Origin of the sequence: Pseudomonas sp. AMR01 (genome assembly GCF_041946035.1) — a bacterium.
Taxonomy (GTDB): Bacteria; Pseudomonadota; Gammaproteobacteria; order Pseudomonadales; family Pseudomonadaceae; genus Aquipseudomonas; species Aquipseudomonas antarctica_B.
Window position 1 is genome coordinate 22,342 of the sequence record NZ_JAUTYR010000005.1, and the last position, 19,829, is coordinate 42,170.

A 19,829-nucleotide genomic window follows, 5' to 3' on the forward strand; every position below is an offset into this window, starting at 1 on the left:
TCTCGGTCAATTTTCGCAGTGCTGAACTGCACGAGTTATGTAAGTCGGAGGTTTCGTATGACCACTTCTTTGCAACCTGCCTATGCGCTGGTCCCAGGTGCAAACCTGGAAGCCTATGTGCATACGGTGAACAGCATTCCATTGCTGACGCCTGAGCAGGAGCGTGAACTGGCCGAGAGTCTCTACTATGAGCAGGATTTGGGGGCGGCTCGGCAGATGGTGCTCGCCCACCTGCGTTTTGTTGTACATATCGCCCGTAGCTATAGCGGCTACGGCCTGGCTCAGGCTGATCTGATCCAGGAAGGCAACGTTGGCCTGATGAAGGCTGTAAAGCGCTTCAACCCTGAGATGGGCGTGCGTTTGGTGTCGTTTGCCGTGCACTGGATCAAGGCGGAAATCCACGAGTTCATCCTGCGCAACTGGCGCATCGTGAAAGTGGCGACCACCAAGGCCCAGCGCAAACTGTTCTTCAATCTGCGCAGCCAGAAGAAACGCCTGGCGTGGCTGAACAACGAGGAAGTCCACCGCGTGGCCGAAAGCCTCGGCGTGGAGCCCCGTGAAGTGCGCGAGATGGAAAGCCGCTTGACCGGCCATGACATGGCCTTCGACCCGGCCGCTGAAGCGGACGACGACAGCGCCTTCCAATCGCCGGCCAACTACCTGGAAGACCACCGGTACGACCCGGCGCGTCAACTGGAGGATGCGGACTGGAGCGACAACTCCAACCACAACCTGCACGAAGCGCTGGAAGTGCTGGACGACCGCAGCCGTGACATCCTCTACCAGCGCTGGCTGGCAGAAGAAAAAGCCACGCTGCACGACCTGGCGCAGAAGTACAACGTGTCGGCCGAGCGGATTCGTCAGCTTGAGAAAAGCGCGATGAACAAGCTGAAGTTGTCGATCGCTGCTTAAAACACAGCAATAAAAAATGCCCCGATTGAAAGATCGGGGCATTTTTGTTTGTGTCCAGAAAGTCTCAAGTCCAAATCGGTTCAATGTGGGAGCGGGCTTGCTCGCGAAAGCGGAGTGTCAGTCACCGCGAGTATTGGCTGAACTACCGCATTCGCGAGCAAGCCCGCTCCCACATTTGTTTGTCTGTCGTGTCAGTCAGACCAGGGGGCTTTTCTGGAGTTGTTCAGCTCAACCAGGTAACCATCTCCGCCCAACTGGCTCATCTGCTGCCGAATCCAAGCCGCCCGCCTTGCCACATACGCCGTCGGATGGCTGGCACTCCACACCCGTGGATTGGGCAACACCGCCGCCAGATAGCTTGCCTGTTGCCGTGAAAGCCCTTTGGCACTCACCCCAAAGTGATGCCGCGCCGCCGCCTCCGCGCCAAACACGCCGTCATCCCATTCCACGCTGTTGAGGTACACCTCAAGAATCCGCTGCTTGGGCCACAACACTTCGATCAGCCCGGTAAACCAAGCCTCCAGGCCCTTGCGCAGATAGCTGCGGCCGGTCCACAGGAACAGATTTTTCGACACCTGCTGGCTCAACGTGCTGGCGCCGCGAATAGAACCGCCGCGCTCGTTGTGCAGGATCGCCGCCTGGATCGCGTCGAAATCAAAGCCCCAGTGCTGCGGGAAACGCTGGTCTTCACCGGCCATCACCGCCACTTTAAGGTCGTCGGAGATCTCATCCCACGGCACCCAGGTGCGCTGCAGGTCAATCGGCTCGCCGTCGAACCATGATTCGACCTTGCGCTCCACCATCAAGGCGGTAAACGGCGGCGGCACGACGCGAAACAGCAACACCAACAGCACACTGGCGATGGCAAACCATTTCACGACGTTGAGAAAGCGTTTGAAGAGGAGACGCAGCATAGAGATGGCTTGGCCGAACCCGTTGAGCGGATCATTATACAGACCCTGCCCGATGAGTCTGACTGGAGTTCCTCATGCTGCGTAGCTTTCTGATGCTGGCTGCCTTTTTCGGCTTTACCGGCGTCGCCCTTGGCGCTTTTGCCGCCCACGGCCTGAAAAACCGCCTGAGTGCCGAGTACCTGGCAATCTTTCACACCGGCGTCACCTACCAATTGGTCCACGCGTTGGCACTGTTTGGCGTGGCGCTGCTGGCCGCGCACATTCCTGGCCGATTGATTGGCTGGGCGGGTATCTCGTTTGCCGTCGGTATCCTGCTGTTCTCCGGCAGCCTGTACGTGTTGACGCTGACTGGCTTCAGCAAGCTCGGCATCATCACGCCGTTTGGCGGGCTGGCGTTCCTGCTCGGCTGGTTCCTGCTCGGTTTGGCCGCCTGGCGATTGCAGCCCATCTGACCGGGGGGCTTGGGCCGGCAACGCCAATCGGGCTAGAATGCTGGCCCCTAAAAACGATGGCGGCTTGCGGCATGCTCATTCAGTTGAACGGCGAACCCCTTGAACTGCCCGACGGTGAAACCGTTGCGGCCCTGCTGACCCGTCTGGATTTAACCGGGCGTCGCGTCGCAGTGGAGCGCAACCTGGATATCGTCCCGCGTAGCCAGCATGCCGAGACCGCGCTCACTGAGGGTGACCAGGTCGAAGTGGTCCACGCCATCGGCGGCGGCTAGTCGCGCAGCTTGCTGAATTCTGCAGAACCTCACCCCATTTCGAGGATTTCCCATGAGCATCGTTCGTAGCGACAAGCCCTTCGTCCTGGCCGGTCGTACCTACCAGTCCCGCCTGCTGGTTGGCACCGGCAAGTACCGCGACATGGAAGAAACCCGCCTGGCCATCGAAGCCTCGGGCGCCGAGATCGTCACCTTTGCCGTGCGCCGCACCAACCTCGGCCAGATCGAAGGCGAGCCGAACCTGCTGCAAGTGCTGTCGCCGGACCGCTACACCTTCCTGCCGAACACCGCCGGTTGCTACGACGCCATTGAAGCCGTGCGCACCTGCCGCCTGGCCCGTGAGCTGCTCGACGGCCACAACCTGGTGAAGCTGGAAGTATTGGCCGACCAGAAAACCCTGTTCCCCAACGTGATCGAAACCCTCAAGGCCGCAGAAACATTGGTCAAGGAAGGTTTTGACGTGATGGTCTACACCAGCGATGACCCGATCATCGCGCGCCAACTGGCTGAAATCGGCTGTATCGCCGTGATGCCGCTGGCCGGTCTGATCGGTTCCGGCCTGGGCATCTGCAACCCCTACAACCTGCAGATCATCCTCGAAGAAGCCAAAATCCCGGTGCTGGTGGATGCGGGCGTGGGCACTGCCTCCGATGCCACCATCGCCATGGAACTGGGCTGCGATGCAGTGCTGATGAACTCAGCCATCGCCCACGCCCAGCAGCCGATCATGATGGCCGAAGCCATGAACCACGCCATCGTGGCGGGCCGTCTGGCCTACCTCGCTGGCCGTATGCCGAAAAAACTCTACGCCAGCGCCTCCTCGCCGCTGGATGGTCTGATCAAGTAAGAGCCATTGATGACTGAATCAAACGAAACGCCGAACACCGTGGAAGAAGGCGACGAGTCCAAGCACCGCCGCATCAAGAGTTTTGTGATGCGCGCCGGCCGCATGACCGAAGGCCAGCAAAAGGGCCTGGAGCAAGGCACGCCGCTGTTCGTGTTGCCGCTGGCCGACGCGCCGGTGGACTACGATCAGGTGTTCGGCCGTTCGGCCCCGCGTTCCCTGGAAATCGGTTTTGGCATGGGCCACTCCCTGCTGGAAATGGCCGCAGCCTCGCCGGAACAGGATTTCATCGGCGTTGAAGTGCACCGTCCGGGTGTCGGCGCGCTGCTCAACGGCGTGCTCACTCAGGGCCTGACGAACCTGCGGGTTTACGACTGCGACGCGATCGAAGTGCTCAACCGCTGCATCGCCGACAACAGCCTCGACCGCCTCATGCTATTTTTCCCCGACCCGTGGCACAAATCCCGTCACCACAAGCGCCGCATCGTCCAGGCTTCCTTCGCGGAGTTGGTGCGCAGCAAGCTCAAGGTGGGCGGCATTCTGCACATGGCCACCGACTGGGAACCGTACGCCGAATACATGCTGGAAGTGATGGACGTCGCGCCTGGCTACCGCAACCTGGCCGAAGACGGCAAATGCGTGCCACGCCCGGCCGAGCGCCCAATCACCAAGTTCGAACGCCGAGGCGAGCGATTGGGGCATGGGGTGTGGGATTTGAAGTTCGAGAAGGTCGACTGACAATACGCGAGCAAAAAATGTGGGAGCGGGCTTGCCTGCGATAGCATCACCTAGGTATCACTGATACACCGAGGTGTCTGCATCGCAGGCAAGCCAGCTCCCACATTTGTTTTGTGTTGGGCTTTAAATCAGCGGCGGTCGGCTACTACGCCAATCAACACCAGCACCACCACCAGCACCGGCGCCAGGCTGTAGTTATTGAACTGGCTCAACCCGCGCACAATCCATGGCGTGGCATAGATCAACGCCGCGCCGCTGCCGATCAGGCACAGCAACGCCATCAACGGAACGCGCAACGCGCCAGCGATGCTGCCAAGTCGCGCTTCCACCCAGCCTTTGATGTCAGCGCCAAACAGCACCAGCAAACAGCCGACAAGGGCCAGGGAAATTTCCGACAGGTTGCTGCGGCTCCAGCGGGATACGGTGGCGAGCAGGTCGAGTACCAAATCCATTCGATTTCCTTAAGAGCGATCAGCTCAAAAACGTCTGCAACAGGTCATTGAGAAAGAGTTGCCCGCGGTCGGTGGCCGCCAGGCGTGACGGTTCGACCTGCATTAAGCCACTTTGTTCTGCCTCGCGACGGCCTTCGTCGAGGCTGGCCAGGTCGAGGCCGGTGCGCTCGGCGTACAGCGCTGAATCAACACCTTCGGTGAGGCGCAACGCGTTCATCAGAAACTCGAACGGCAGCTCTTCGTTAGTCAGTTCTTTCGCCCCCGCCTGGAAGCTTTTGGCCGGATTAAGGTAGTCCTTCGGCGCGCGGGTTTTCCAGGTGCGCACGATGCGCCCGTCCGGATGGCTGAGCTTGCCGTGGGCGCCGGCGCCGATACCGATAAAGTCGCCGAAGCTCCAGTAATTCAGGTTATGCCGCGCCGGGCGACCCGCTTGGGCGTAGGCCGAGACTTCATATTGCGCGTAGCCGTGCTCGGCGAGCAGCGCCTGACCGGCTTCCTGAATGTCCCACAGCGTGTCGTCTCCGGGCAGCGCGGGCGGCTGGTTCCAGAACACCGTGTTGGGTTCCAGGGTCAGTTGGTACCACGACAGGTGTGTTGGTTTCAGGGCGATGGCTTGGCGCAGGTCACTCAGCGCATCTTCCAGGGACTGATCGGGCAAGCCGTGCATCAAGTCCAGGTTGAAGTTATCGAACCCGGCCTGGCGGGCCATGCCGGCGGCGCGCACGGCTTCGTCGCCGTTGTGAATGCGGCCCAACGCTTCAAGCTTTTCTTGCTGGAAACTTTGAATGCCGATTGACAGCCGATTGATACCAAGCTTGCGGTACGCCACGAACTTCTCTTGCTCGAACGTCCCGGGGTTGGCTTCCAGGGTGATTTCGATGTCGCTGACAAACGGGATCCGTGCTTCCACGCCCTTGAGCAAACGGCCCAGCGCAGGGGCGCTGAACAAGCTCGGCGTGCCGCCGCCAAAGAAGATCGAACTCAGTTCACGGCCGTAAACCGCGTGCAGGTCTTGATCCAGGTCGGCGAGCAACGCGTCCACATACGCTTCTTCCGGCAGCACCTTGCTGGCGGTGTGGGAGTTGAAGTCGCAATACGGGCATTTGCGTACGCACCACGGAATGTGGATGTACAGCGCCAGGGGCGGCAGCACAGGCAAAGCCGCCCGAGGCGTTTGCGCGCCGCCGTGAATCAGCGGCTGCGCAGAGGTGTTCTGGGTCATTTCAGTTCAGGCCCAGACGCTGGCGCAGCAACACCATGGCGCGGGCGCGGTGGCTGATCTGATTCTTGTCGGCCGGGCTCAGTTCGGCGCTTGAAACATTGCGCTCCGGCACCCAGAACAGCGGGTCATAGCCAAAGCCATGTTCGCCACTGGCTGCATGCAGGATGCGCCCGTGCCACAGGCCTTCGCAGAGAATCGGCAGCGGGTCGTCGGCATGGCGCACCAGGGCCAGCACGCAGACGAACTGTGCACCGCGCTCGGCGTCCGGCACATCCTTCAGGGCGTCGAGCAACTTGGCGTTATTCGCCGCGTCGCCTTTGCCGTCGGCATAACGCGCCGAATAGATACCCGGCGCGCCGCCGAGGAAATCCACCGCCAACCCGGAATCGTCCGCCAGGGCGGGCAGGCCGGAAATGCGTGCCGCGTTGCGTGCCTTGAGGATGGCGTTCTCGACAAACGACAGGCCGGTTTCTTCCGGCTCCACCTGGCTGAACTCGCCAATCGAGCGCAGTTGCACGGACTCGCCGAGCATGGCCTGAAGTTCTTTGAGTTTGCCGGCGTTATGGCTGGCGAGTACGAGTTGGGTGAGGTTCATCATTCGGCCGGAAACAGTTCTTGGACAAAACTGAAACCGTGGGCTTTGCCGCCGGTTTCAACGTTGATGGTGAAAGTCTTGAACTCCTGCTGTGGCACGGAGTAAGGCGCGAGGTAGTTGGTCGAACCTTTTTCGGTGATTTGCTTGAACGTCAGCACTTCGCTCTTGCCGCTCAGGTCTTTGATGGTACCGGTCACTTGCGCCACCACCGGGGTTACGCCCTTGAACACCGACACGTTGATCAAGCCCTTGTTCTTGCTGCGCACCACGCCCACGGCCTGGGCCGTTTCCGGTTGCAGGAAGCTTGAGGTAAACGTGTTGTAGCGTACGGTAATGTCGCCAAATTCCTTGGTGCGGTTAGGGTCGATAACGTCGGCGGCCATGGCGTTGGCGCCAAGCAAGGTGGTCAGTAAAAAAATAGCCAAACGACTCATGAGCGTCCCTCTTGAAAATGATTAGACGGCAATCTTGTGGTCGGTCAGGCCAGGGCTGCTGACCCGGTAAATACCAATTTCGCCCAACAGGTTGGGCCATAGCTTACTCGCCCAGCCGTGGCGGTGTTGTTGATCGACGGCAAGGCGGTTGATGACCTTGGCCTCACGCTCGCCGCACAAGGCTTCGAAGTCTTCGAAAGTGCAGAAGTGAATGTTCGGCGTGTTGTACCAGGTGTACGGCAGGAAGTCCGACACCGGCATGCGGCCTTTGGTGGCCAGGTACCAGCGGCAACGCCAGTGGCCGAAGTTGGGGAACGTGATGATGCACTGGCGGCCCACGCGCAGCATTTCGTCGAGAATGCGGTCCGGGTAGTGCACGGCCTGCAGGGCCTGGGTCATCACCACGATGTCGAAGCTGTTGCTGGCAAAGTTGCCCAGGCCTTTGTCCAGGTCCTGCTCGATCACGTTGATGCCCTTGGCCACGCACTGGGCAATGTTGTCCGGGTCGTTTTCCAGGCCATAGCCGGTGACTTGCTTGTTGTCCCGCAGCCAGCTCAGCAGTTCGCCATCGCCGCAGCCAAGGTCGAGCACGCGGCTGCCGGCGGGGATCCAGTCTTGGATGATTTCCAGGTCGGCTCTCATGGCGTTCTCACACAGTAATCCGGTTCATGTAGTTGCTAAAGGCCTGCAAGTAACGCGGGATCGGAATCAGGAAGGCGTCGTGGCCTTGCGGAGCGTCGATCTCCAGGTAGCAGACGTCTTTGCGCGCAGCCATCAACGCGTCCACCAATTCACGCGAGCGCGCCGGGGAGAAACGCCAATCGGTGGTGAACGACATCACACAGAACTTGGCTGTGGCGCCCTCGAAGGTTTTCGCCAGGTCGTCGTCGTGGTTCGCCGCCGGGTCGAAGTAGTCCAGCGCCTTGGTCATCAGCAGGTAGGTGTTGGCGTCAAAACGCCCGGAAAACTCCTCGCCCTGATAGCGCAGGTAGCTTTCCACCTGGAACTCGACGCTGTGGAAGTCGTAGTTGAGCTTCTCGCTCTTGAGGCCACGGCCGAATTTCTCGCCCATGGAATCATCGGACAGGTAGGTGATGTGCCCGACCATGCGCGCCAGCATCAAGCCACGCTTGGGGATCACGCCGGCTTCCTGGAACGAACCACCGTGAAACTCGGGGTCGGTGAGGATCGCCTGGCGCGCCACTTCGTTGAAGGCGATGTTCTGCGCCGACAGTTTTGGCGCCGAGGCGATGGCCAGGCAATGGCGTACGCGGTCCGGGTAGGTGATGGTCCATTGCAACGCCTGCATGCCGCCCAGGCTGCCGCCGATCACCGCCGCCCATTGGTGAATGCCCAGCAGGTCAGCGAGGTGCGCCTGGCTGTGCACCCAGTCTTCCACGGTCAGCACCGGGAAGTCGGCGCCGAACGGCTTGCCGGTTTCCGGGTTGATGCTGCTCGGGCCGGTAGAACCGTTGCAGCCGCCGAGGTTGTTCAGACTGACCACAAAGAATTTGGTGGTGTCGATGGGCTTGCCGGGGCCGATGCAGCTGTCCCACCAGCCGGGCTTGCGCTCGTCGACGGAGTGGAAGCCGGCGGCGTGGTGATGGCCGGACAGGGCGTGGCAGATCAGCACGGCGTTGCTCGCCGTGGCGTTCAGTTGGCCGTAGGTTTCGTAGATCAGGTCGTAGGCTGGCAGCGAACGGCCACAGGCCAGGGCCAGTGGTTCGCTGAAGTGCGCCACTTGGGGCACGACCAGTCCAACAGAATCGGGGGGGAAGGCAGTTGGCATCGACCCTGCTCTCGTTTAAATGAGGCGTAAGTCTAAAGAGCGGGAACCCCAGCGGCAAGCAAACCCGCAGATACACAATGCGGGAGTGAACTTGTGTGGGAGCTGGCTTGCCTGCGATTGCATCACCGCGGTGTCACTGACACACCGAGGTGCCTGCATCGCGGGCAAGCCCGGCTCCCACACAAGCCCGCTCCCACAGGGGACCGTGTCAGATCAGGCCAAACAGCTCTGTTGGCATGTTCGCAAAGTACGCCAAACGCGGAATCAACCAGCTTTGCAGCAGCTGAATCGCGATAAACGCGAAGATTGGCGAGATATCCAGGCCACCCAGGTTCGGGATCAGCCGACGGAACGGCGCCAGCACCGGCTCGGTAATCTGCGCCACCAGTTCAGCGCCAGGGCTGCGGCTGCCCGGTGCGACCCACGAGAGGATCACGCTGATGATCATCGACCAGAAGATGATCTTCAAAAACAGCGAGAAAATGCCGATCAGGCCCCATGGCAACAGCAGCACGGTGTGGGCCACGTAGCCTTTCAACAGCAGGATCACCACGAACAACAGAATTTGCAGCAGCAGCGCCAGCACCAGCGACGACATGTCCAGCCCGAACATGCTCGGGACCACGCGGCGCAGTGGCTTGAGCAGCGGTTGCGTGGCCCTGACCACGAACTGGCACAGCGGGTTGTAGAAGTTCGCCCGCACCAGTTGCAGGATAAAACGCATCAGCACGATCAGCAGGTACAGGCTGCCCAGGGTCTGAATGATAAAAATGGCAGCGTCATTGATTCCGAGCATGTTTGTTTCCTATCTAGTCCAGTTGCAGGGGACGACTATTTGCCCAGCTGTTCGGCCATTTCGGCCGAACGATGTGCAGCGGCACCCAGTGCCTTTTCCACCAGGGCTTCAAAGCCCCCGGCTTGAAACGATTCAATGGCCGCTTGTGTGGTGCCACCCGGCGAGGTCACCCGGCGGCGCAGTTCAGCGGCGTCTGCGTCGCTGGCCACCGCCATCTTCGCAGCGCCCAGAGCCGTTTGTTCGGCTAATTGCTCGGCCACTTCGTGGGGCAGGCCGAGTTTCACACCGGCGGCAGTCATGGCTTCGATCAACAGAAAGAAATACGCCGGGCCACTGCCGGACACGGCGGTAACCGCGTCCAGTTGCTGTTCCTGTTCCAGCCACAGCGCGATGCCCACGGCGGACAGCAGATCCTGAGCCTGATCACGCTGTTGGGCCGTGACTTCGTGCGTGGCATACAAACCGCTCACGCCCTGGCGCAGCAGCGACGGGGTGTTGGGCATGCAGCGCACGATGGGCTGGGCGCCGAGCCAGGTGTTCATGCTGGCGCACGTGATACCGGCGGCAATCGACACCACCAATTGATGGGGTTGCAGGCTCGGGCGCAGGCTTTCGCACACGGCTTTCATGGCTTGCGGCTTGACCGCCAGCACGATCACATCCACGCCTTGAATGGCCTCGGCGTTGTCGGCAAAGGTTTCGATACCGTGTTCGGCACTGACGCGGGCGCGGGTGTCGGCGCCCGGGTCGCTGGCGCGAATCTGCTGGGCTTGCAGGCCTTTGGCCCGCAGGCCGCCGATCAAGCTGGCTGCCATGTTACCGGCGCCGATAAAGGCAATACGCGTGTCGCTCATGACAGGTCCTTACTCAAATGGAAGTCAGCCATTTAGCGGCTGGCCGTAGTCGCGGGCGCCAAACAGCGCGGTACCGATCCGCACCCAGGTGGCGCCTTGGGCAATGGCCGACTCAAGGTCGTGGCTCATGCCCATGGAAAGAGTGTCCAGCGCCAGGTTCAAGCTGGCTTGCAGGTCGCGCACGGTGGCGAATGCTGCGTCTTGCTCGGCGCGATCGTCGGTCGGCTCGGGGATTGCCATCAACCCACGCAGTTTCAAACGCGGCAGGGCGCTGATCGCCTCTGCCAGCGCCGGCAGGTCGGCGGGCGTACAGCCGGACTTGCTGGCTTCGCCACTGACGTTGACCTGGATGCAGATGTTCAGCGGCGGCAGGTCGGCCGGGCGTTGCTCGGAGAGGCGTTGTGCGATTTTCAGGCGGTCCACGGAATGCACCCAAGCGAAGTTCTCGGCGATCGCGCGAGTCTTGTTCGATTGAATGGGGCCGATGAAGTGCCAACTCAAGGGCAGGTCAGTTAATTCGGCCTGTTTGCCCAAGGCTTCCTGCAGATAGTTCTCGCCAAAATCGCACATCCCGGCGGCATAGGCCTCGCGCACCGCTTGCGCGGGTTTGGTCTTGCTCACGGCCAGCAGGTGGATGCTGCTTTCGTCGCGCTGCACGGCGTGGGCCGCGGCGCGGATGCGCTGGCTAACCTGGCCAATGTTGTCTGCTATCGTCGACATTCAAGATGCACCCGTGGATATGGAGTCCGCGGCATTCTACTGGAAATGGAAAGCCCTATGGATATCACTGAATTGTTGACGGCAGGCGTGCGCCGTGGCGCCTCCGACCTGCATTTGTCGGCCGGCCTGGCGCCGATGCTGAGAATCGACGGCGAGGTCTGGCCGCTGGATGCGCCGGTGCTGTCCCCTACGCAAGTAGCGGACCTATTGAGCCCTTTACTCAATCAGCACCAGCAAAAGGATTTCGAAACATCTCTTGAAACGGATTTTGCGTTCGAGCTGCCGGGCGTGGGGCGGTTCAGGGCCAACGTGTTCCAGCAGGATCGCGGCATGGGGGCGGTGTTTCGCACTATTCCTTGCGAGGTTCAGAGCCTGGAAAGCCTCGGGCTGGGAGCGGTGTTCCAGCGTATTGCCCAGTTGCCCCGTGGGCTGGTGCTGGTGACCGGGCCTACTGGCTCCGGCAAATCCACCACGCTGGCGGCGATGATCGACTTTCTCAACAGGCATCGGCGCCAGCACATCCTCACGCTGGAAGACCCTATCGAATTTATCCACCGGCCAAAAACCGCGCTGATCAACCAGCGCCAGGTGCACCGCGACACCCACAGCTTTTCAGCGGCCCTGCGTTCGGCGTTGCGTGAGGACCCGGACGTGATTCTGGTGGGCGAGCTGCGCGACCTCGAAACCATTCGGCTGGCGCTGACGGCGGCTGAGACCGGGCACCTGGTATTTGGCACCCTGCACACTTCGTCGGCGGCTAAGAGCGTGGACCGGCTGGTGGACGTGTTCCCGGCGGGAGAAAAGGCAATGGTGCGCTCGATGCTGTCGGAGTCGCTGCAGGCAGTGGTTTCGCAGGTATTGGTGAAGAAGCTCGGCGGCGGTCGGGTGGCCGCCCATGAAATCATGCTGGGCACGCCGGCCATTCGGAATTTGATCCGCGAGGACAAGGTGGCGCAAATGGTCTCGGCGATTCAAACCGGTGGGGCGTTGGGGATGAAGACGCTGGACATGAGCTTGAAGGCGTTGGTCAGCGAAGGGCTGATCAGCCGGGAGGATGCGCGGGAGAAGGCGAGGGTGCCTGGGGATATATGAGGTATTGCGGACAATGAAAGTCAAATGTGGGAGGGGGCTTGCTCCCGATTGCGGTGGGTCAGTCATTTAAATGCCGACTGACACTTTGCTATCGGGAGCAAGCCCCCTCCCACATTTACTGCATTCCAGATTTAGATCAGCGCTGAACAACCCGAAGGTTGTTGTTCTGCTCTTTCGGCAGAACCCGCTTGGCGATCACGTAGTTCTTGTCCCAGAACGGCTTTTTCAGCGTGTCGATGCTGACCGACTTGCCACGGCGCGGTGCGTGGATAAAACGGTCGTTGCCCAGGTAGATGGCAACGTGGTTAACCTGGCGGCTCTTCAATTTGAAGAACAACAGGTCGCCCGGTTTGAGGTCTTTGCGATCAACTTTCAACCCGTGGCCGGCAGCCATAGCGTTGGAGGTGCGTGGCAAATCCACCGCTTTTACGTCGTTAAACGCATATTTCACCAAACCACTGCAGTCGAACCCTTTACTTGGGCTGCTGCCGCCCCAACGATAAGGGGTACCGAGCACGTTAACGGCGCGGCTGAGGACATTGCTGCTTTGTTTGGTGTTGACGGCCATCAAGCCTGGGGCTGTTTTACCGTGCTTGCCATGAGTGTTGTTCACTACAGTGGGGCGGTTGACGGTCAGCTTTACCGATTTGGCGGTGCCAGGTGTGCTGTGAACTTTAGGGGTGAAACCGTTAACGTTAGGAAGTCGTTGCTCACGATTGGTGGCGTGGGCGGCCAGTGGCATTAATAGGCAAATGGTTAGCCATGTCTTGAAAAATGGTCGCATTAGGCGTGGCTCTTTTAGGTTTGCGCGCAACTTTATATCAGCTTTTGGTGTCGTTCTCAGGCCGTTTGTCGACTGAACCCTGTGGTCAACTTCAGCAAAAACGCGGCGAATCGTCGCAATTGTCCGACAGAAGTCAGGTGGCATAAGGCTTTGCGGCGAGGAAGATACCATTGGCCGTACGTCGGGCGCCCGTAAAAAAGTCACAAAGAAAATGAAAATTTTTATCTATCAGGGCAAAAGAGGTAGTTCATGAACACCTATCGACAGGATTATTCCCAGCAAGACACCCACAGCAAAGTGATCGGTTACTTGCTCTGGATTCTCGGCTTCACCGGCGCGCATCGCTTCTATTACGGCAAGCCGGTCACCGGGACGATCTGGTTTTTCACCTTTGGGCTGCTGGGTATTGGCTGGCTGATCGACCTGTTTCTGATCCCGGCCATGGACCGCGAAGCGGACCTGCGTTTTACCGCCGGGCCGATTGAATACAACGTGGCGTGGATTCTGTTGGCGTTTCTGGGAGTGTTCGGCGTGCACCGCATGTACCAGGGCAAATGGATCACCGGCCTGATCTACCTGCTGACCGGCGGTTTGTTCCTGGTGGGTGTGCTGTATGACTTCTGGACGTTGAATACGCAGGTGTCGATCCGCAATGCCGAGCGCAACAGCGGACGTTAAAACTTGTGGGGAACCAAATGTGGGAGGGGGCTTGCTCCCGATAGCGGTGTATCAGTCACATAAACGTCGACTGACCCAGCGCTATCGGGAGCAAGCCCCCTCCCACATTTTCTACCGTGCCCGCTTTAGGCCTGGTAGCTGATTCGTCCGTCAACCAAGGTGTAGCGCACGGCAGCCGGCAGGCTATGGCCGATGAACGGGCAGTTTTCACCCTTCGACAGCCAATGCTCACCAGCCACTGTAGAACTGGCCAGGTCAAACAGCACCAGATCCGCCGCCGAACCCACCGCCAACTTACCCGCCGGCAGCCGCAGCGCCTGGGCCGGGCCTGAGCTCAGGCGCGCCAGCAGCGTCGGCAAATCCAGCAAACCGTCTTCGACCAAGGTCATCGCCAACGGCAGCAACAGCTCAACACTGCTGATGCCCGGCTCAGTCGCGCCAAACGGCGCCAGCTTGGCATCGCGTTCGTGAGGCTGGTGGTGGCTGGAAATCGCCGACACCACACCCGACTTCACCGCCGCGCGCAAACCGTCACGGTCGGCGCGGGTGCGCAGCGGCGGTTGCACGTGGTACAGGCTGGAGAAGTCGATCAACGCCTCGTCCGTCAAAATCAGCTGATACAGCGCCACATCCGCTGTCACCGGCAAACCACGCGCCTGCGCCTGGGCAATCAACGCAACGCCGCGGGCGCTGGTCAGTTGGCTGAAGTGCGCGCGCACGCCGCTTTGTTCCACCAGCAGCAGGTCGCGGGCCAGGGCCACAGTTTCAGCGGTTTCCGGAATGCCCGGCAAACCGAGGAAGCTGGCCACGGCGCCTTCATGGGCCAGGCCGCCTTCGGCCAGGTCGCGGTCCTGGGAATGGAAGATCACCGTCAGGTCGAAAGTGGCCGCGTATTCCAGGGCGCGGCACAGGGTGCGGGTGCTGCGAAAGCTTTCCAACCCGTTGCCAAAGGCCACGCAACCGGCGTCGCGCAGGGCGATCAGCTCGGCGAGTTGTTCGCCTTCCAGGCCTTTGCTCAGGGCGCCGATGGGGAACACTTTGCAATTGCCGGCTTCGCGGGCGCGGTCGAGGATCAGCTCGGTCACCGCCGAAGTGTCGAGGATCGGCTTGGTGTGCGGCGGGCAGCACAGGCTGGTTACGCCACCGGCGGCGGCGGCGCGGGTTTCGCTGTTGATGTTGCCCTTGCGGCTGTAGCCCGGCTCGCGCAGGGCGACGTTCAGGTCGACCAGGCCCGGCGCGGCGACCAGGCCTTTGGCGTCGATGCTGTCGCTCGCGCTGAAACCGGCCGGGGCCGCGCCCATGGCGATGATCTTGCCGGCTTCCAGGTGCAAATCGGTAATTTGATCCAGGCCACTGGCTGGGTCGATGACGCGGGCGCCGAGGATGCTGAGCTTCACTGGGCGTTCTCCTGCTCGAATTGACGTTGCGCGGTTTGCCCGCTCATGGCCATGGACAACACCGCCATGCGGATCGCGATGCCGTAAGTGACCTGATTCAGGATCACCGATTGCGGGCCGTCGGCCACTGCCGACTCAATCTCCACGCCGCGGTTGATCGGGCCTGGGTGCATCACGATGGCATCCGGCTTGGCACCGGCCAAACGCGCGGTGGTCAGGCCGAACAGGCGGTAGAACTCGCCTTCGCTCGGCAGCAGGCCACCGGACATGCGTTCGCGTTGCAGGCGCAACATGATCACCACGTCCACATCCTTGAGGCCTTCGGCCATGTCGGTGTAGACCTTCACGCCGTATTGCTCGATGCCGATCGGCAGCAGGGTTTTCGGCGCAATTACGCGGATATCCGGGCAACCCAGGGTTTTCAGGGCCAGCATGTTCGAACGCGCGACCCGCGAGTGCAGGATGTCGCCGACGATGGCTACCGAGAGGTTTTCAAAGCTGCCCTTGTGCCGACGAATGGTGAGCATGTCGAGCATGCCCTGGGTCGGGTGGGCGTGACGGCCGTCGCCGCCGTTGATAATTGCCACCTGCGGGCACACGTGCTCGGCGATGAAGTGCGCGGCGCCGGAGTCGCCGTGGCGCACCACGAACATGTCGGCGGCCATGGCTTCGAGGTTGCGCAGGGTGTCGAGCAGGGTTTCGCCCTTGCTCGCCGACGAGGTGGACACGTTCAGCGTGATCACGTCGGCCGACAGCCGCTGGGCCGCCAGTTCAAAGGTGGTACGGGTGCGGGTCGAGTTCTCGAAGAACACGTTGCAGATGGTTTTGCCACGCAACAGCGGGACTTTTTTCACCGCCCGGCCGCCGACTTCGAGGAACGAGTCGGCCGTGTCGAGGATTTCGGTGAGCAGTTCGCGGGGCAAACCGTCGAGGGACAAGAAGTGTTGCAGCTGGCCCTGAGCATTGAGCTGCAGCGGTCGCTTGGCATCTAGAGGCGTCATCGCGGGGACTCTGTACAAGGCGGTTTAAAGGGCAAGGTCTTGCAGTTCGAGTTCGAGCGGCGTGGGACCGGACAATTTTACCCGTTGATGGGCTTGCAGCGACAGGGTAGCGCCGACCACATCCGGGCTGATCGGCAGTTCGCCGGCTTCCAGGTCCAGCAGGCACACCAGAGTCACGCTGGCCGGGCGGCCGTAGTCGAACAGCTCGTTCATGGCGGCGCGGATGGTACGGCCGCTCATCAGCACGTCGTCGATCAGCACCAGGTGCTGGCCTTCGATTTCAAACGGCAGGGCCGACGGGCGCACTTGCGGGTGCAGGCCGTTCTGGCTGAAATCGTCGCGGTAGAACGACACGTCCAGCGTGCCCAGCGGCGAGTCGCTGCCCATTGCCTCCAGCAAGGCTTGGGCCACCCACACACCGCCGGTGCGGATGCCGATAAAACGCGGCTCGCTGATGGCGCGGTGTTGCAGATGGGCGGTGAGGCTCGTCGCCATCTGGCTGATCAGTTCGGCGGGATTGGGCAGGCTCATGGTGGCTCCTTCAAGGCCTCGCGCGGCGGGATAGCGGCAAGGTCCGGGCTCAAACGTAAAAAGACGCGGCAAGCCGCGTCAGTCAGGATTCAAATAAAGCGGTGTTTTCATCCAGCCAACCCTGCAACAGCAAGGCGGCGGCGATGGCGTCCACGGGGTTGTCGCGGTAGCTGCCTTTTTGCCCGCCACGGTCGCGGCGCTCACCCTTGGCTTCAAAGGTGGTCAGGCGTTCATCGTGGGTATAGAAGGGCAGGTTGTAGCGGCCATTGAGGCGGCGGGCGAATTTTTCGGCGCGCAGGCACATCTCGCTGGGGGTGCCGTCCATGTTCAGGGGCAGGCCGACGACAACCGCGTCGGGCTTCCATTCCTTGATCAGGGCTTCAACCTGATTCCAGTCCGGCACGCCGTTCTGGGCTTTCAGGGTGCACAGCTCGCGGGCCTGGCCGGTGATGACCTGGCCGACCGCAACGCCGATCTGTTTGGTGCCGTAGTCAAAACCGAGGATCAGACGCAAGGCCATCAGGCGTGCCCCGCCTGGCTGGTCAGCAGGCTGAGGTTGACCCGCAGCTTGGCGGCGGCCGCTTCCAGGCGCAGTTCGCTGGCGGTGTTAAAGAGGATGTCGGCGTCAAACGGGCAGGTCAGCCAGGCATTGCTCGCCAATTCGGCTTCCAGTTGCCCGGCTTCCCAGCCGGCGTAGCCGAGGGTGATCACGCTTTGCTCAGGGCCTACGCCGTCGGCGATGGCGAACAACACATCCTGGGACGTGGACAGCGACACGCCGTCAAGGTCGACCGTGGCCTGGAACTTCGGCCCGGAGGGGTGCAGCACAAAACCGCGATCGGTCTGCACCGGCCCGCCCGTGTAAATAGGCACGCTTTGGCAACGGGCTGGCGGGTCGATTTCCGGTCGCAGCTGCTCAAGGATGTCCGCCAGGTTCAGCTCTTGCGGACGGTTGACCACCAAGCCCATCGCACCATTGGCCGTGTGCTCGACGATGTAGGTCAAGGTTTGCGCAAAGTTCGGGTCGGCCATGTGGGGCATGGCAATCAGGAATTGGTGCTTGAGGTAGGTCGGGCTGACATTTTTCATGTCCACTAGTGTGGCGTTGGAGGGGCGAACTGACAAGCTGCGCCGGGCCTTAAATGATGGACCGTTGTGACGAGCCGGCTTGCTTTGACGAGCGGGCTTGCCCCGCGTTGGGGCGCGAAGCGGCCCCAAAACCTGCCGCTGCAGACTTACTGGAAGAATGGGGGGCTTATTAGGGCTGCTTCGCAGCCCAACGCGGGGCAAGCCCGCTCGCCACAACAAGCCCGCAGCCGTTGCCGCAGCGTGGGAACGATCAGTTGCTCGAGAGGCGGTCGCCTCGGGCGAATTTCCAGGTGCGGATGATTTCCAGGCGGTCGATGTCGTTCAGGTCGCCGGTAAACGGCGCGAAAGGCGCGGCCAGGCGCACGATGCGCTGGGCGGCCTGGTCCAGCAGCGGCTGGCCGGAGGACTCTAGTACCTGCACTTCATACAGCGTGCCGTCTCGGTTGATTGACACCAAAAGACGCAAATTGCCGTAAATCTGCTGGCGCCGCGCTTCATCGGGGTAGTTGAGGTTGCCGATGCGCTCGACCTTCTTGCGCCATTCGTCCTTATACCAGGCGCCCTTGTCGCGCATGGTCGAGGCCGCGTTCAGGCGGTAAATACGTGGGCGCTTGGCGTACAGCTGCTGTTCATTGGCCAGTTCGGCCTCAAGGCTGGAAATCTGGTCGGACAGCTGCGAACTGTCGAAGGTTGGCGCCGGTTTAACTGGCTCAGGCGTCGGCTCGGTCTTGGTTTTTTCGCGCTGGGTCGGGGCTTTTTGCGGCTTGGGCGCGACAGTCGTCACCGCTGCCTTGGGCGCGGCCTGCTTCACCTCGGGCTTGGGCGTGGGCGGCGGGGTGACTTTATTGACCTTGTTGTCCTGGAAAGGCGCCACTTCAGTGGTCTTGGGCACGGCTTTTTTGTCCAGCGTGCCGCTGCCTTGCTGGTTTTCCTGAGCGAGAAAGTCAGCCTTTTCGGGCTTCTTTTCGCTTTTGAACGTGGCGAGGGTGATTTCCAGGGTTTTGCTGATTTGCTTGGGTTCGGCAAAAGTGAAACCCAGGCCGAGGATCAAGGCAAGGTGGATCAATGCAGCGAGGAACAGGGTAAATCCGAGCCGATCAGCCGGGCGCACGCCGCTATGGGAGAGTTCGGGGGGCAGATCGGACGGGAGTGTCATGACAAAAAAACCAACATCGCGCGTTTCACAGGTGGCGCATGATAACGCAATGTTGGTTCGTGTCCGGCTGTTCTATGTCACTTGGCTTGTAGCTTGCGCTCAATGGCCGCCATCAGCATTTCGCCGATGTTCGTGCCAAATGCGTTGTCGATCTCGCGAATACAGGTCGGGCTGGTGACGTTGATTTCAGTGAGGTTCTCACCGATTACGTCTAATCCTACAAACAGCAGGCCTTTTTCGCGCAGGGTCGGGCCGACTTGGGCGGCGATCCAGCGATCCTTGTCTGTGAGTGGGCGCGCTTCACCGCGACCACCGGCCGCCAGGTTACCGCGTGTTTCGCCAGCCGCTGGAATGCGCGCCAGGCAATAGTCCACCGGCTCGCCGTCGATCATCAGGATGCGCTTGTCGCCGTCCTTGATGGCCGGAATGTACGCCTGGCCCATGATCTGCTGGGTGCCCAGCACGGTCAGGGTTTCCAGGATCACCGACAGGTTCGGGTCGCCCGCGCGGTGGCGGAAGATCGACGTGCCGCCCATGCCGTCCAGCGGCTTGAGGATCACATCACCGTGCTTGGCGGCGAATTCACGCAGCACGTCGGCGCGGCGGCTGACCACGGTGGGCGGCGTGCACTGCGGGAACAGCGTGGCGAACAGCTTTTCATTGCAGTCGCGCAGGCTTTGCGGCTTGTTGACGATCAGCACGCCAGCACGCTCGGCCTGCTCCAGCAGGTAGGTGGAATAGACGAATTCCATGTCGAACGGCGGGTCCTTGCGCATCAGGATCACATCGAGGTCGGCCAGCGGGCTGTCGATCTCATCCGCCAGTTCGAACCACTTTTCAGGGTTGGCAAACACCTGCAGCGGGCGCATGCGCGCACGGGCTTCACCGTCGCCTTGGTAAAGGTCGCGCTGCTCCATATAGAACAGGGTCCAGCCGCGGGCCTGAGCGGCCAGGAGCATGGCCAGCGAACTGTCCTTTTTATAGGAGATGCTGGCGATAGGGTCCATGACAATGCCGACGCGAACGCTCATGGGGGATTTCCTCTAGCAAATTAGGGCGCATAAAAGTGGCGTCAGAGTGGCGCTGCGGCTGTTGTGGGTCAAGGAA

At 61.1% G+C, this 19,829-nt stretch carries 25 protein-coding genes; 7 read left to right on the forward strand and 18 right to left on the reverse strand.

The features are described 5' to 3' along the window. Nucleotides 1-57 precede the first annotated feature (57 nt). Nucleotides 58-912, forward strand: a complete 855-nt coding sequence (gene rpoH / locus Q7C20_RS06625; RefSeq protein ID WP_003176698.1) for an RNA polymerase sigma factor RpoH — start codon at nucleotides 58-60, stop codon at nucleotides 910-912. Between the two features lie 191 nt (nucleotides 913-1,103). On the opposite strand, the gene mtgA is transcribed toward rpoH, so the two are convergent. Further along, nucleotides 1,104-1,826 (reverse strand): monofunctional biosynthetic peptidoglycan transglycosylase, encoded by a 723-nt coding sequence (gene mtgA / locus Q7C20_RS06630; RefSeq protein WP_375066465.1) that lies wholly within the window; start codon nucleotides 1,824-1,826, stop codon nucleotides 1,104-1,106. A gap of 74 nt (nucleotides 1,827-1,900) precedes the next feature. On the opposite strand from mtgA, the gene Q7C20_RS06635 reads away from it, so the two are divergent. The 4 genes from Q7C20_RS06635 to trmB all read left to right on the forward strand — a co-directional run bounded on the left by Q7C20_RS06635 (nucleotide 1,901) and on the right by trmB (nucleotide 4,132). Then, complete coding sequence (locus Q7C20_RS06635; RefSeq protein WP_375066466.1) at nucleotides 1,901-2,278, forward strand: DUF423 domain-containing protein; 378 nt, start codon at nucleotides 1,901-1,903, stop codon at nucleotides 2,276-2,278. Nucleotides 2,279-2,349: 71 nt separating this feature from the next. Further along, a complete protein-coding gene (gene thiS / locus Q7C20_RS06640; RefSeq protein WP_375066467.1) occupies nucleotides 2,350-2,550 on the forward strand; it encodes a sulfur carrier protein ThiS in 201 nt (66 codons plus the stop codon). A 52-nt stretch (nucleotides 2,551-2,602) separates the two neighbouring features. Beyond that, entirely contained in the window at nucleotides 2,603-3,397 is a 795-nt protein-coding gene (locus tag Q7C20_RS06645) for a thiazole synthase (protein WP_348056980.1), read from the forward strand. A 9-nt stretch (nucleotides 3,398-3,406) separates the two neighbouring features. Beyond that, complete coding sequence (trmB, locus tag Q7C20_RS06650) at nucleotides 3,407-4,132, forward strand: tRNA (guanosine(46)-N7)-methyltransferase TrmB (protein WP_017737956.1); 726 nt, start codon at nucleotides 3,407-3,409, stop codon at nucleotides 4,130-4,132. Between the two features lie 128 nt (nucleotides 4,133-4,260). On the opposite strand, the gene Q7C20_RS06655 is transcribed toward trmB, so the two are convergent. The 9 genes from Q7C20_RS06655 to Q7C20_RS06695 form a co-directional block, all read right to left on the reverse strand. Next, complete coding sequence (locus Q7C20_RS06655) at nucleotides 4,261-4,584, reverse strand: DUF3392 domain-containing protein (RefSeq protein WP_034133991.1); 324 nt, start codon at nucleotides 4,582-4,584, stop codon at nucleotides 4,261-4,263. 19 nt (nucleotides 4,585-4,603) lie between these two features. Continuing rightward, nucleotides 4,604-5,806: a radical SAM family heme chaperone HemW gene (gene hemW / locus Q7C20_RS06660; RefSeq protein WP_375066468.1), complete on the reverse strand. Its 1,203-nt coding sequence runs from the start codon at nucleotides 5,804-5,806 to the stop codon at nucleotides 4,604-4,606. A 1-nt stretch (nucleotide 5,807) separates the two neighbouring features. Then, complete coding sequence (gene rdgB, locus Q7C20_RS06665; RefSeq protein WP_078739574.1) at nucleotides 5,808-6,404, reverse strand: RdgB/HAM1 family non-canonical purine NTP pyrophosphatase; 597 nt, start codon at nucleotides 6,402-6,404, stop codon at nucleotides 5,808-5,810. Next, on the reverse strand, nucleotides 6,401-6,835 hold the full coding sequence (locus Q7C20_RS06670) for a DUF4426 domain-containing protein (protein WP_348056988.1): 435 nt from the start codon (nucleotides 6,833-6,835) through the stop codon (nucleotides 6,401-6,403). The genes rdgB and Q7C20_RS06670 overlap by 4 nt, the downstream gene beginning before the upstream one ends. Nucleotides 6,836-6,856: 21 nt before the next feature. Beyond that, a complete protein-coding gene (gene metW, locus Q7C20_RS06675) occupies nucleotides 6,857-7,477 on the reverse strand; it encodes a methionine biosynthesis protein MetW (RefSeq protein ID WP_016972957.1) in 621 nt (206 codons plus the stop codon). Nucleotides 7,478-7,484: 7 nt separating this feature from the next. Continuing rightward, nucleotides 7,485-8,624, reverse strand: a complete 1,140-nt coding sequence (locus Q7C20_RS06680; RefSeq protein WP_375066469.1) for a homoserine O-acetyltransferase — start codon at nucleotides 8,622-8,624, stop codon at nucleotides 7,485-7,487. A gap of 208 nt (nucleotides 8,625-8,832) precedes the next feature. Beyond that, complete coding sequence (locus Q7C20_RS06685) at nucleotides 8,833-9,420, reverse strand: YggT family protein (protein ID WP_375066470.1); 588 nt, start codon at nucleotides 9,418-9,420, stop codon at nucleotides 8,833-8,835. A 35-nt stretch (nucleotides 9,421-9,455) separates the two neighbouring features. Beyond that, nucleotides 9,456-10,274 (reverse strand): pyrroline-5-carboxylate reductase, encoded by an 819-nt coding sequence (proC, locus tag Q7C20_RS06690; RefSeq protein WP_375066471.1) that lies wholly within the window; start codon nucleotides 10,272-10,274, stop codon nucleotides 9,456-9,458. 24 nt (nucleotides 10,275-10,298) lie between these two features. Beyond that, complete coding sequence (locus Q7C20_RS06695) at nucleotides 10,299-10,994, reverse strand: YggS family pyridoxal phosphate-dependent enzyme (protein WP_375066472.1); 696 nt, start codon at nucleotides 10,992-10,994, stop codon at nucleotides 10,299-10,301. 57 nt (nucleotides 10,995-11,051) lie between these two features. On the opposite strand from Q7C20_RS06695, the gene Q7C20_RS06700 reads away from it, so the two are divergent. Further along, nucleotides 11,052-12,086 carry a type IV pilus twitching motility protein PilT gene (locus Q7C20_RS06700; RefSeq protein WP_375066473.1) on the forward strand — a complete coding sequence of 345 codons (1,035 nt, stop codon included), beginning with the start codon at nucleotides 11,052-11,054 and terminating at the stop codon, nucleotides 12,084-12,086. Between the two features lie 136 nt (nucleotides 12,087-12,222). Here Q7C20_RS06700 and Q7C20_RS06705 read toward each other — a convergent pair whose 3' ends face one another. Then, on the reverse strand, nucleotides 12,223-12,870 hold the full coding sequence (locus tag Q7C20_RS06705; protein ID WP_348057001.1) for a C40 family peptidase: 648 nt from the start codon (nucleotides 12,868-12,870) through the stop codon (nucleotides 12,223-12,225). 249 nt (nucleotides 12,871-13,119) lie between these two features. Here Q7C20_RS06705 and Q7C20_RS06710 point away from each other — a divergent pair, with 249 nt between their 5' ends. Further along, entirely contained in the window at nucleotides 13,120-13,548 is a 429-nt protein-coding gene (locus Q7C20_RS06710) for an NINE protein (protein ID WP_375066475.1), read from the forward strand. Between the two features lie 125 nt (nucleotides 13,549-13,673). On the opposite strand, the gene Q7C20_RS06715 is transcribed toward Q7C20_RS06710, so the two are convergent. From Q7C20_RS06715 to gshB, 7 genes are all read right to left on the reverse strand, one after another. Next, nucleotides 13,674-14,945 carry a dihydroorotase gene (locus tag Q7C20_RS06715; RefSeq protein ID WP_375066477.1) on the reverse strand — a complete coding sequence of 424 codons (1,272 nt, stop codon included), beginning with the start codon at nucleotides 14,943-14,945 and terminating at the stop codon, nucleotides 13,674-13,676. Then, nucleotides 14,942-15,946 carry an aspartate carbamoyltransferase catalytic subunit gene (locus tag Q7C20_RS06720; RefSeq protein WP_348057007.1) on the reverse strand — a complete coding sequence of 335 codons (1,005 nt, stop codon included), beginning with the start codon at nucleotides 15,944-15,946 and terminating at the stop codon, nucleotides 14,942-14,944. Before Q7C20_RS06720 ends, Q7C20_RS06715 begins: the two co-directional genes overlap by 4 nt. A 24-nt stretch (nucleotides 15,947-15,970) precedes the next feature. Continuing rightward, nucleotides 15,971-16,477, reverse strand: coding sequence for a bifunctional pyr operon transcriptional regulator/uracil phosphoribosyltransferase PyrR (gene pyrR, locus Q7C20_RS06725; protein WP_375066479.1), 507 nt, complete (start codon nucleotides 16,475-16,477; stop codon nucleotides 15,971-15,973). An 82-nt stretch (nucleotides 16,478-16,559) separates the two neighbouring features. Next, nucleotides 16,560-16,997: a Holliday junction resolvase RuvX gene (ruvX, locus tag Q7C20_RS06730; protein WP_003213744.1), complete on the reverse strand. Its 438-nt coding sequence runs from the start codon at nucleotides 16,995-16,997 to the stop codon at nucleotides 16,560-16,562. Beyond that, complete coding sequence (locus tag Q7C20_RS06735) at nucleotides 16,997-17,566, reverse strand: YqgE/AlgH family protein (RefSeq protein WP_348057015.1); 570 nt, start codon at nucleotides 17,564-17,566, stop codon at nucleotides 16,997-16,999. Before Q7C20_RS06735 ends, ruvX begins: the two co-directional genes overlap by 1 nt. A gap of 250 nt (nucleotides 17,567-17,816) precedes the next feature. Further along, nucleotides 17,817-18,722, reverse strand: coding sequence for an energy transducer TonB (locus Q7C20_RS06740; protein ID WP_348057011.1), 906 nt, complete (start codon nucleotides 18,720-18,722; stop codon nucleotides 17,817-17,819). A gap of 77 nt (nucleotides 18,723-18,799) precedes the next feature. Beyond that, nucleotides 18,800-19,753: a glutathione synthase gene (gene gshB, locus Q7C20_RS06745; RefSeq protein WP_017253947.1), complete on the reverse strand. Its 954-nt coding sequence runs from the start codon at nucleotides 19,751-19,753 to the stop codon at nucleotides 18,800-18,802. Nucleotides 19,754-19,829 lie beyond the last annotated feature (76 nt).

What these genes read in the sequence shown, in the direction of transcription:
- Q7C20_RS06695 (WP_375066472.1), bottom strand. Translation starts at nt 10,994, where the DNA reads ATGTCGACGATAGCAGACAACATTGGCCAGGTTAGCCAGCGCATCCGC.
- pyrR (WP_375066479.1), bottom strand. Translation starts at nt 16,477, where the DNA reads ATGAGCCTGCCCAATCCCGCCGAACTGATCAGCCAGATGGCGACGAGC.
- rpoH (WP_003176698.1), top strand. Translation starts at nt 58, where the DNA reads ATGACCACTTCTTTGCAACCTGCCTATGCGCTGGTCCCAGGTGCAAAC.
- rdgB (WP_078739574.1), bottom strand. Translation starts at nt 6,404, where the DNA reads ATGATGAACCTCACCCAACTCGTACTCGCCAGCCATAACGCCGGCAAA.
- Q7C20_RS06740 (WP_348057011.1), bottom strand. Translation starts at nt 18,722, where the DNA reads ATGACACTCCCGTCCGATCTGCCCCCCGAACTCTCCCATAGCGGCGTG.
- mtgA (WP_375066465.1), bottom strand. Translation starts at nt 1,826, where the DNA reads ATGCTGCGTCTCCTCTTCAAACGCTTTCTCAACGTCGTGAAATGGTTT.
- ruvX (WP_003213744.1), bottom strand. Translation starts at nt 16,997, where the DNA reads ATGGCCTTGCGTCTGATCCTCGGTTTTGACTACGGCACCAAACAGATC.
- Q7C20_RS06700 (WP_375066473.1), top strand. Translation starts at nt 11,052, where the DNA reads ATGGATATCACTGAATTGTTGACGGCAGGCGTGCGCCGTGGCGCCTCC.
- Q7C20_RS06645 (WP_348056980.1), top strand. Translation starts at nt 2,603, where the DNA reads ATGAGCATCGTTCGTAGCGACAAGCCCTTCGTCCTGGCCGGTCGTACC.
- Q7C20_RS06735 (WP_348057015.1), bottom strand. Translation starts at nt 17,566, where the DNA reads ATGAAAAATGTCAGCCCGACCTACCTCAAGCACCAATTCCTGATTGCC.
- gshB (WP_017253947.1), bottom strand. Translation starts at nt 19,753, where the DNA reads ATGAGCGTTCGCGTCGGCATTGTCATGGACCCTATCGCCAGCATCTCC.
- Q7C20_RS06680 (WP_375066469.1), bottom strand. Translation starts at nt 8,624, where the DNA reads ATGCCAACTGCCTTCCCCCCCGATTCTGTTGGACTGGTCGTGCCCCAA.
- thiS (WP_375066467.1), top strand. Translation starts at nt 2,350, where the DNA reads ATGCTCATTCAGTTGAACGGCGAACCCCTTGAACTGCCCGACGGTGAA.
- Q7C20_RS06655 (WP_034133991.1), bottom strand. Translation starts at nt 4,584, where the DNA reads ATGGATTTGGTACTCGACCTGCTCGCCACCGTATCCCGCTGGAGCCGC.
- metW (WP_016972957.1), bottom strand. Translation starts at nt 7,477, where the DNA reads ATGAGAGCCGACCTGGAAATCATCCAAGACTGGATCCCCGCCGGCAGC.
- hemW (WP_375066468.1), bottom strand. Translation starts at nt 5,806, where the DNA reads ATGACCCAGAACACCTCTGCGCAGCCGCTGATTCACGGCGGCGCGCAA.
- Q7C20_RS06670 (WP_348056988.1), bottom strand. Translation starts at nt 6,835, where the DNA reads ATGAGTCGTTTGGCTATTTTTTTACTGACCACCTTGCTTGGCGCCAAC.
- Q7C20_RS06635 (WP_375066466.1), top strand. Translation starts at nt 1,901, where the DNA reads ATGCTGCGTAGCTTTCTGATGCTGGCTGCCTTTTTCGGCTTTACCGGC.
- Q7C20_RS06685 (WP_375066470.1), bottom strand. Translation starts at nt 9,420, where the DNA reads ATGCTCGGAATCAATGACGCTGCCATTTTTATCATTCAGACCCTGGGC.
- Q7C20_RS06710 (WP_375066475.1), top strand. Translation starts at nt 13,120, where the DNA reads ATGAACACCTATCGACAGGATTATTCCCAGCAAGACACCCACAGCAAA.
- trmB (WP_017737956.1), top strand. Translation starts at nt 3,407, where the DNA reads ATGACTGAATCAAACGAAACGCCGAACACCGTGGAAGAAGGCGACGAG.
- Q7C20_RS06720 (WP_348057007.1), bottom strand. Translation starts at nt 15,946, where the DNA reads ATGACGCCTCTAGATGCCAAGCGACCGCTGCAGCTCAATGCTCAGGGC.
- Q7C20_RS06705 (WP_348057001.1), bottom strand. Translation starts at nt 12,870, where the DNA reads ATGCGACCATTTTTCAAGACATGGCTAACCATTTGCCTATTAATGCCA.
- proC (WP_375066471.1), bottom strand. Translation starts at nt 10,274, where the DNA reads ATGAGCGACACGCGTATTGCCTTTATCGGCGCCGGTAACATGGCAGCC.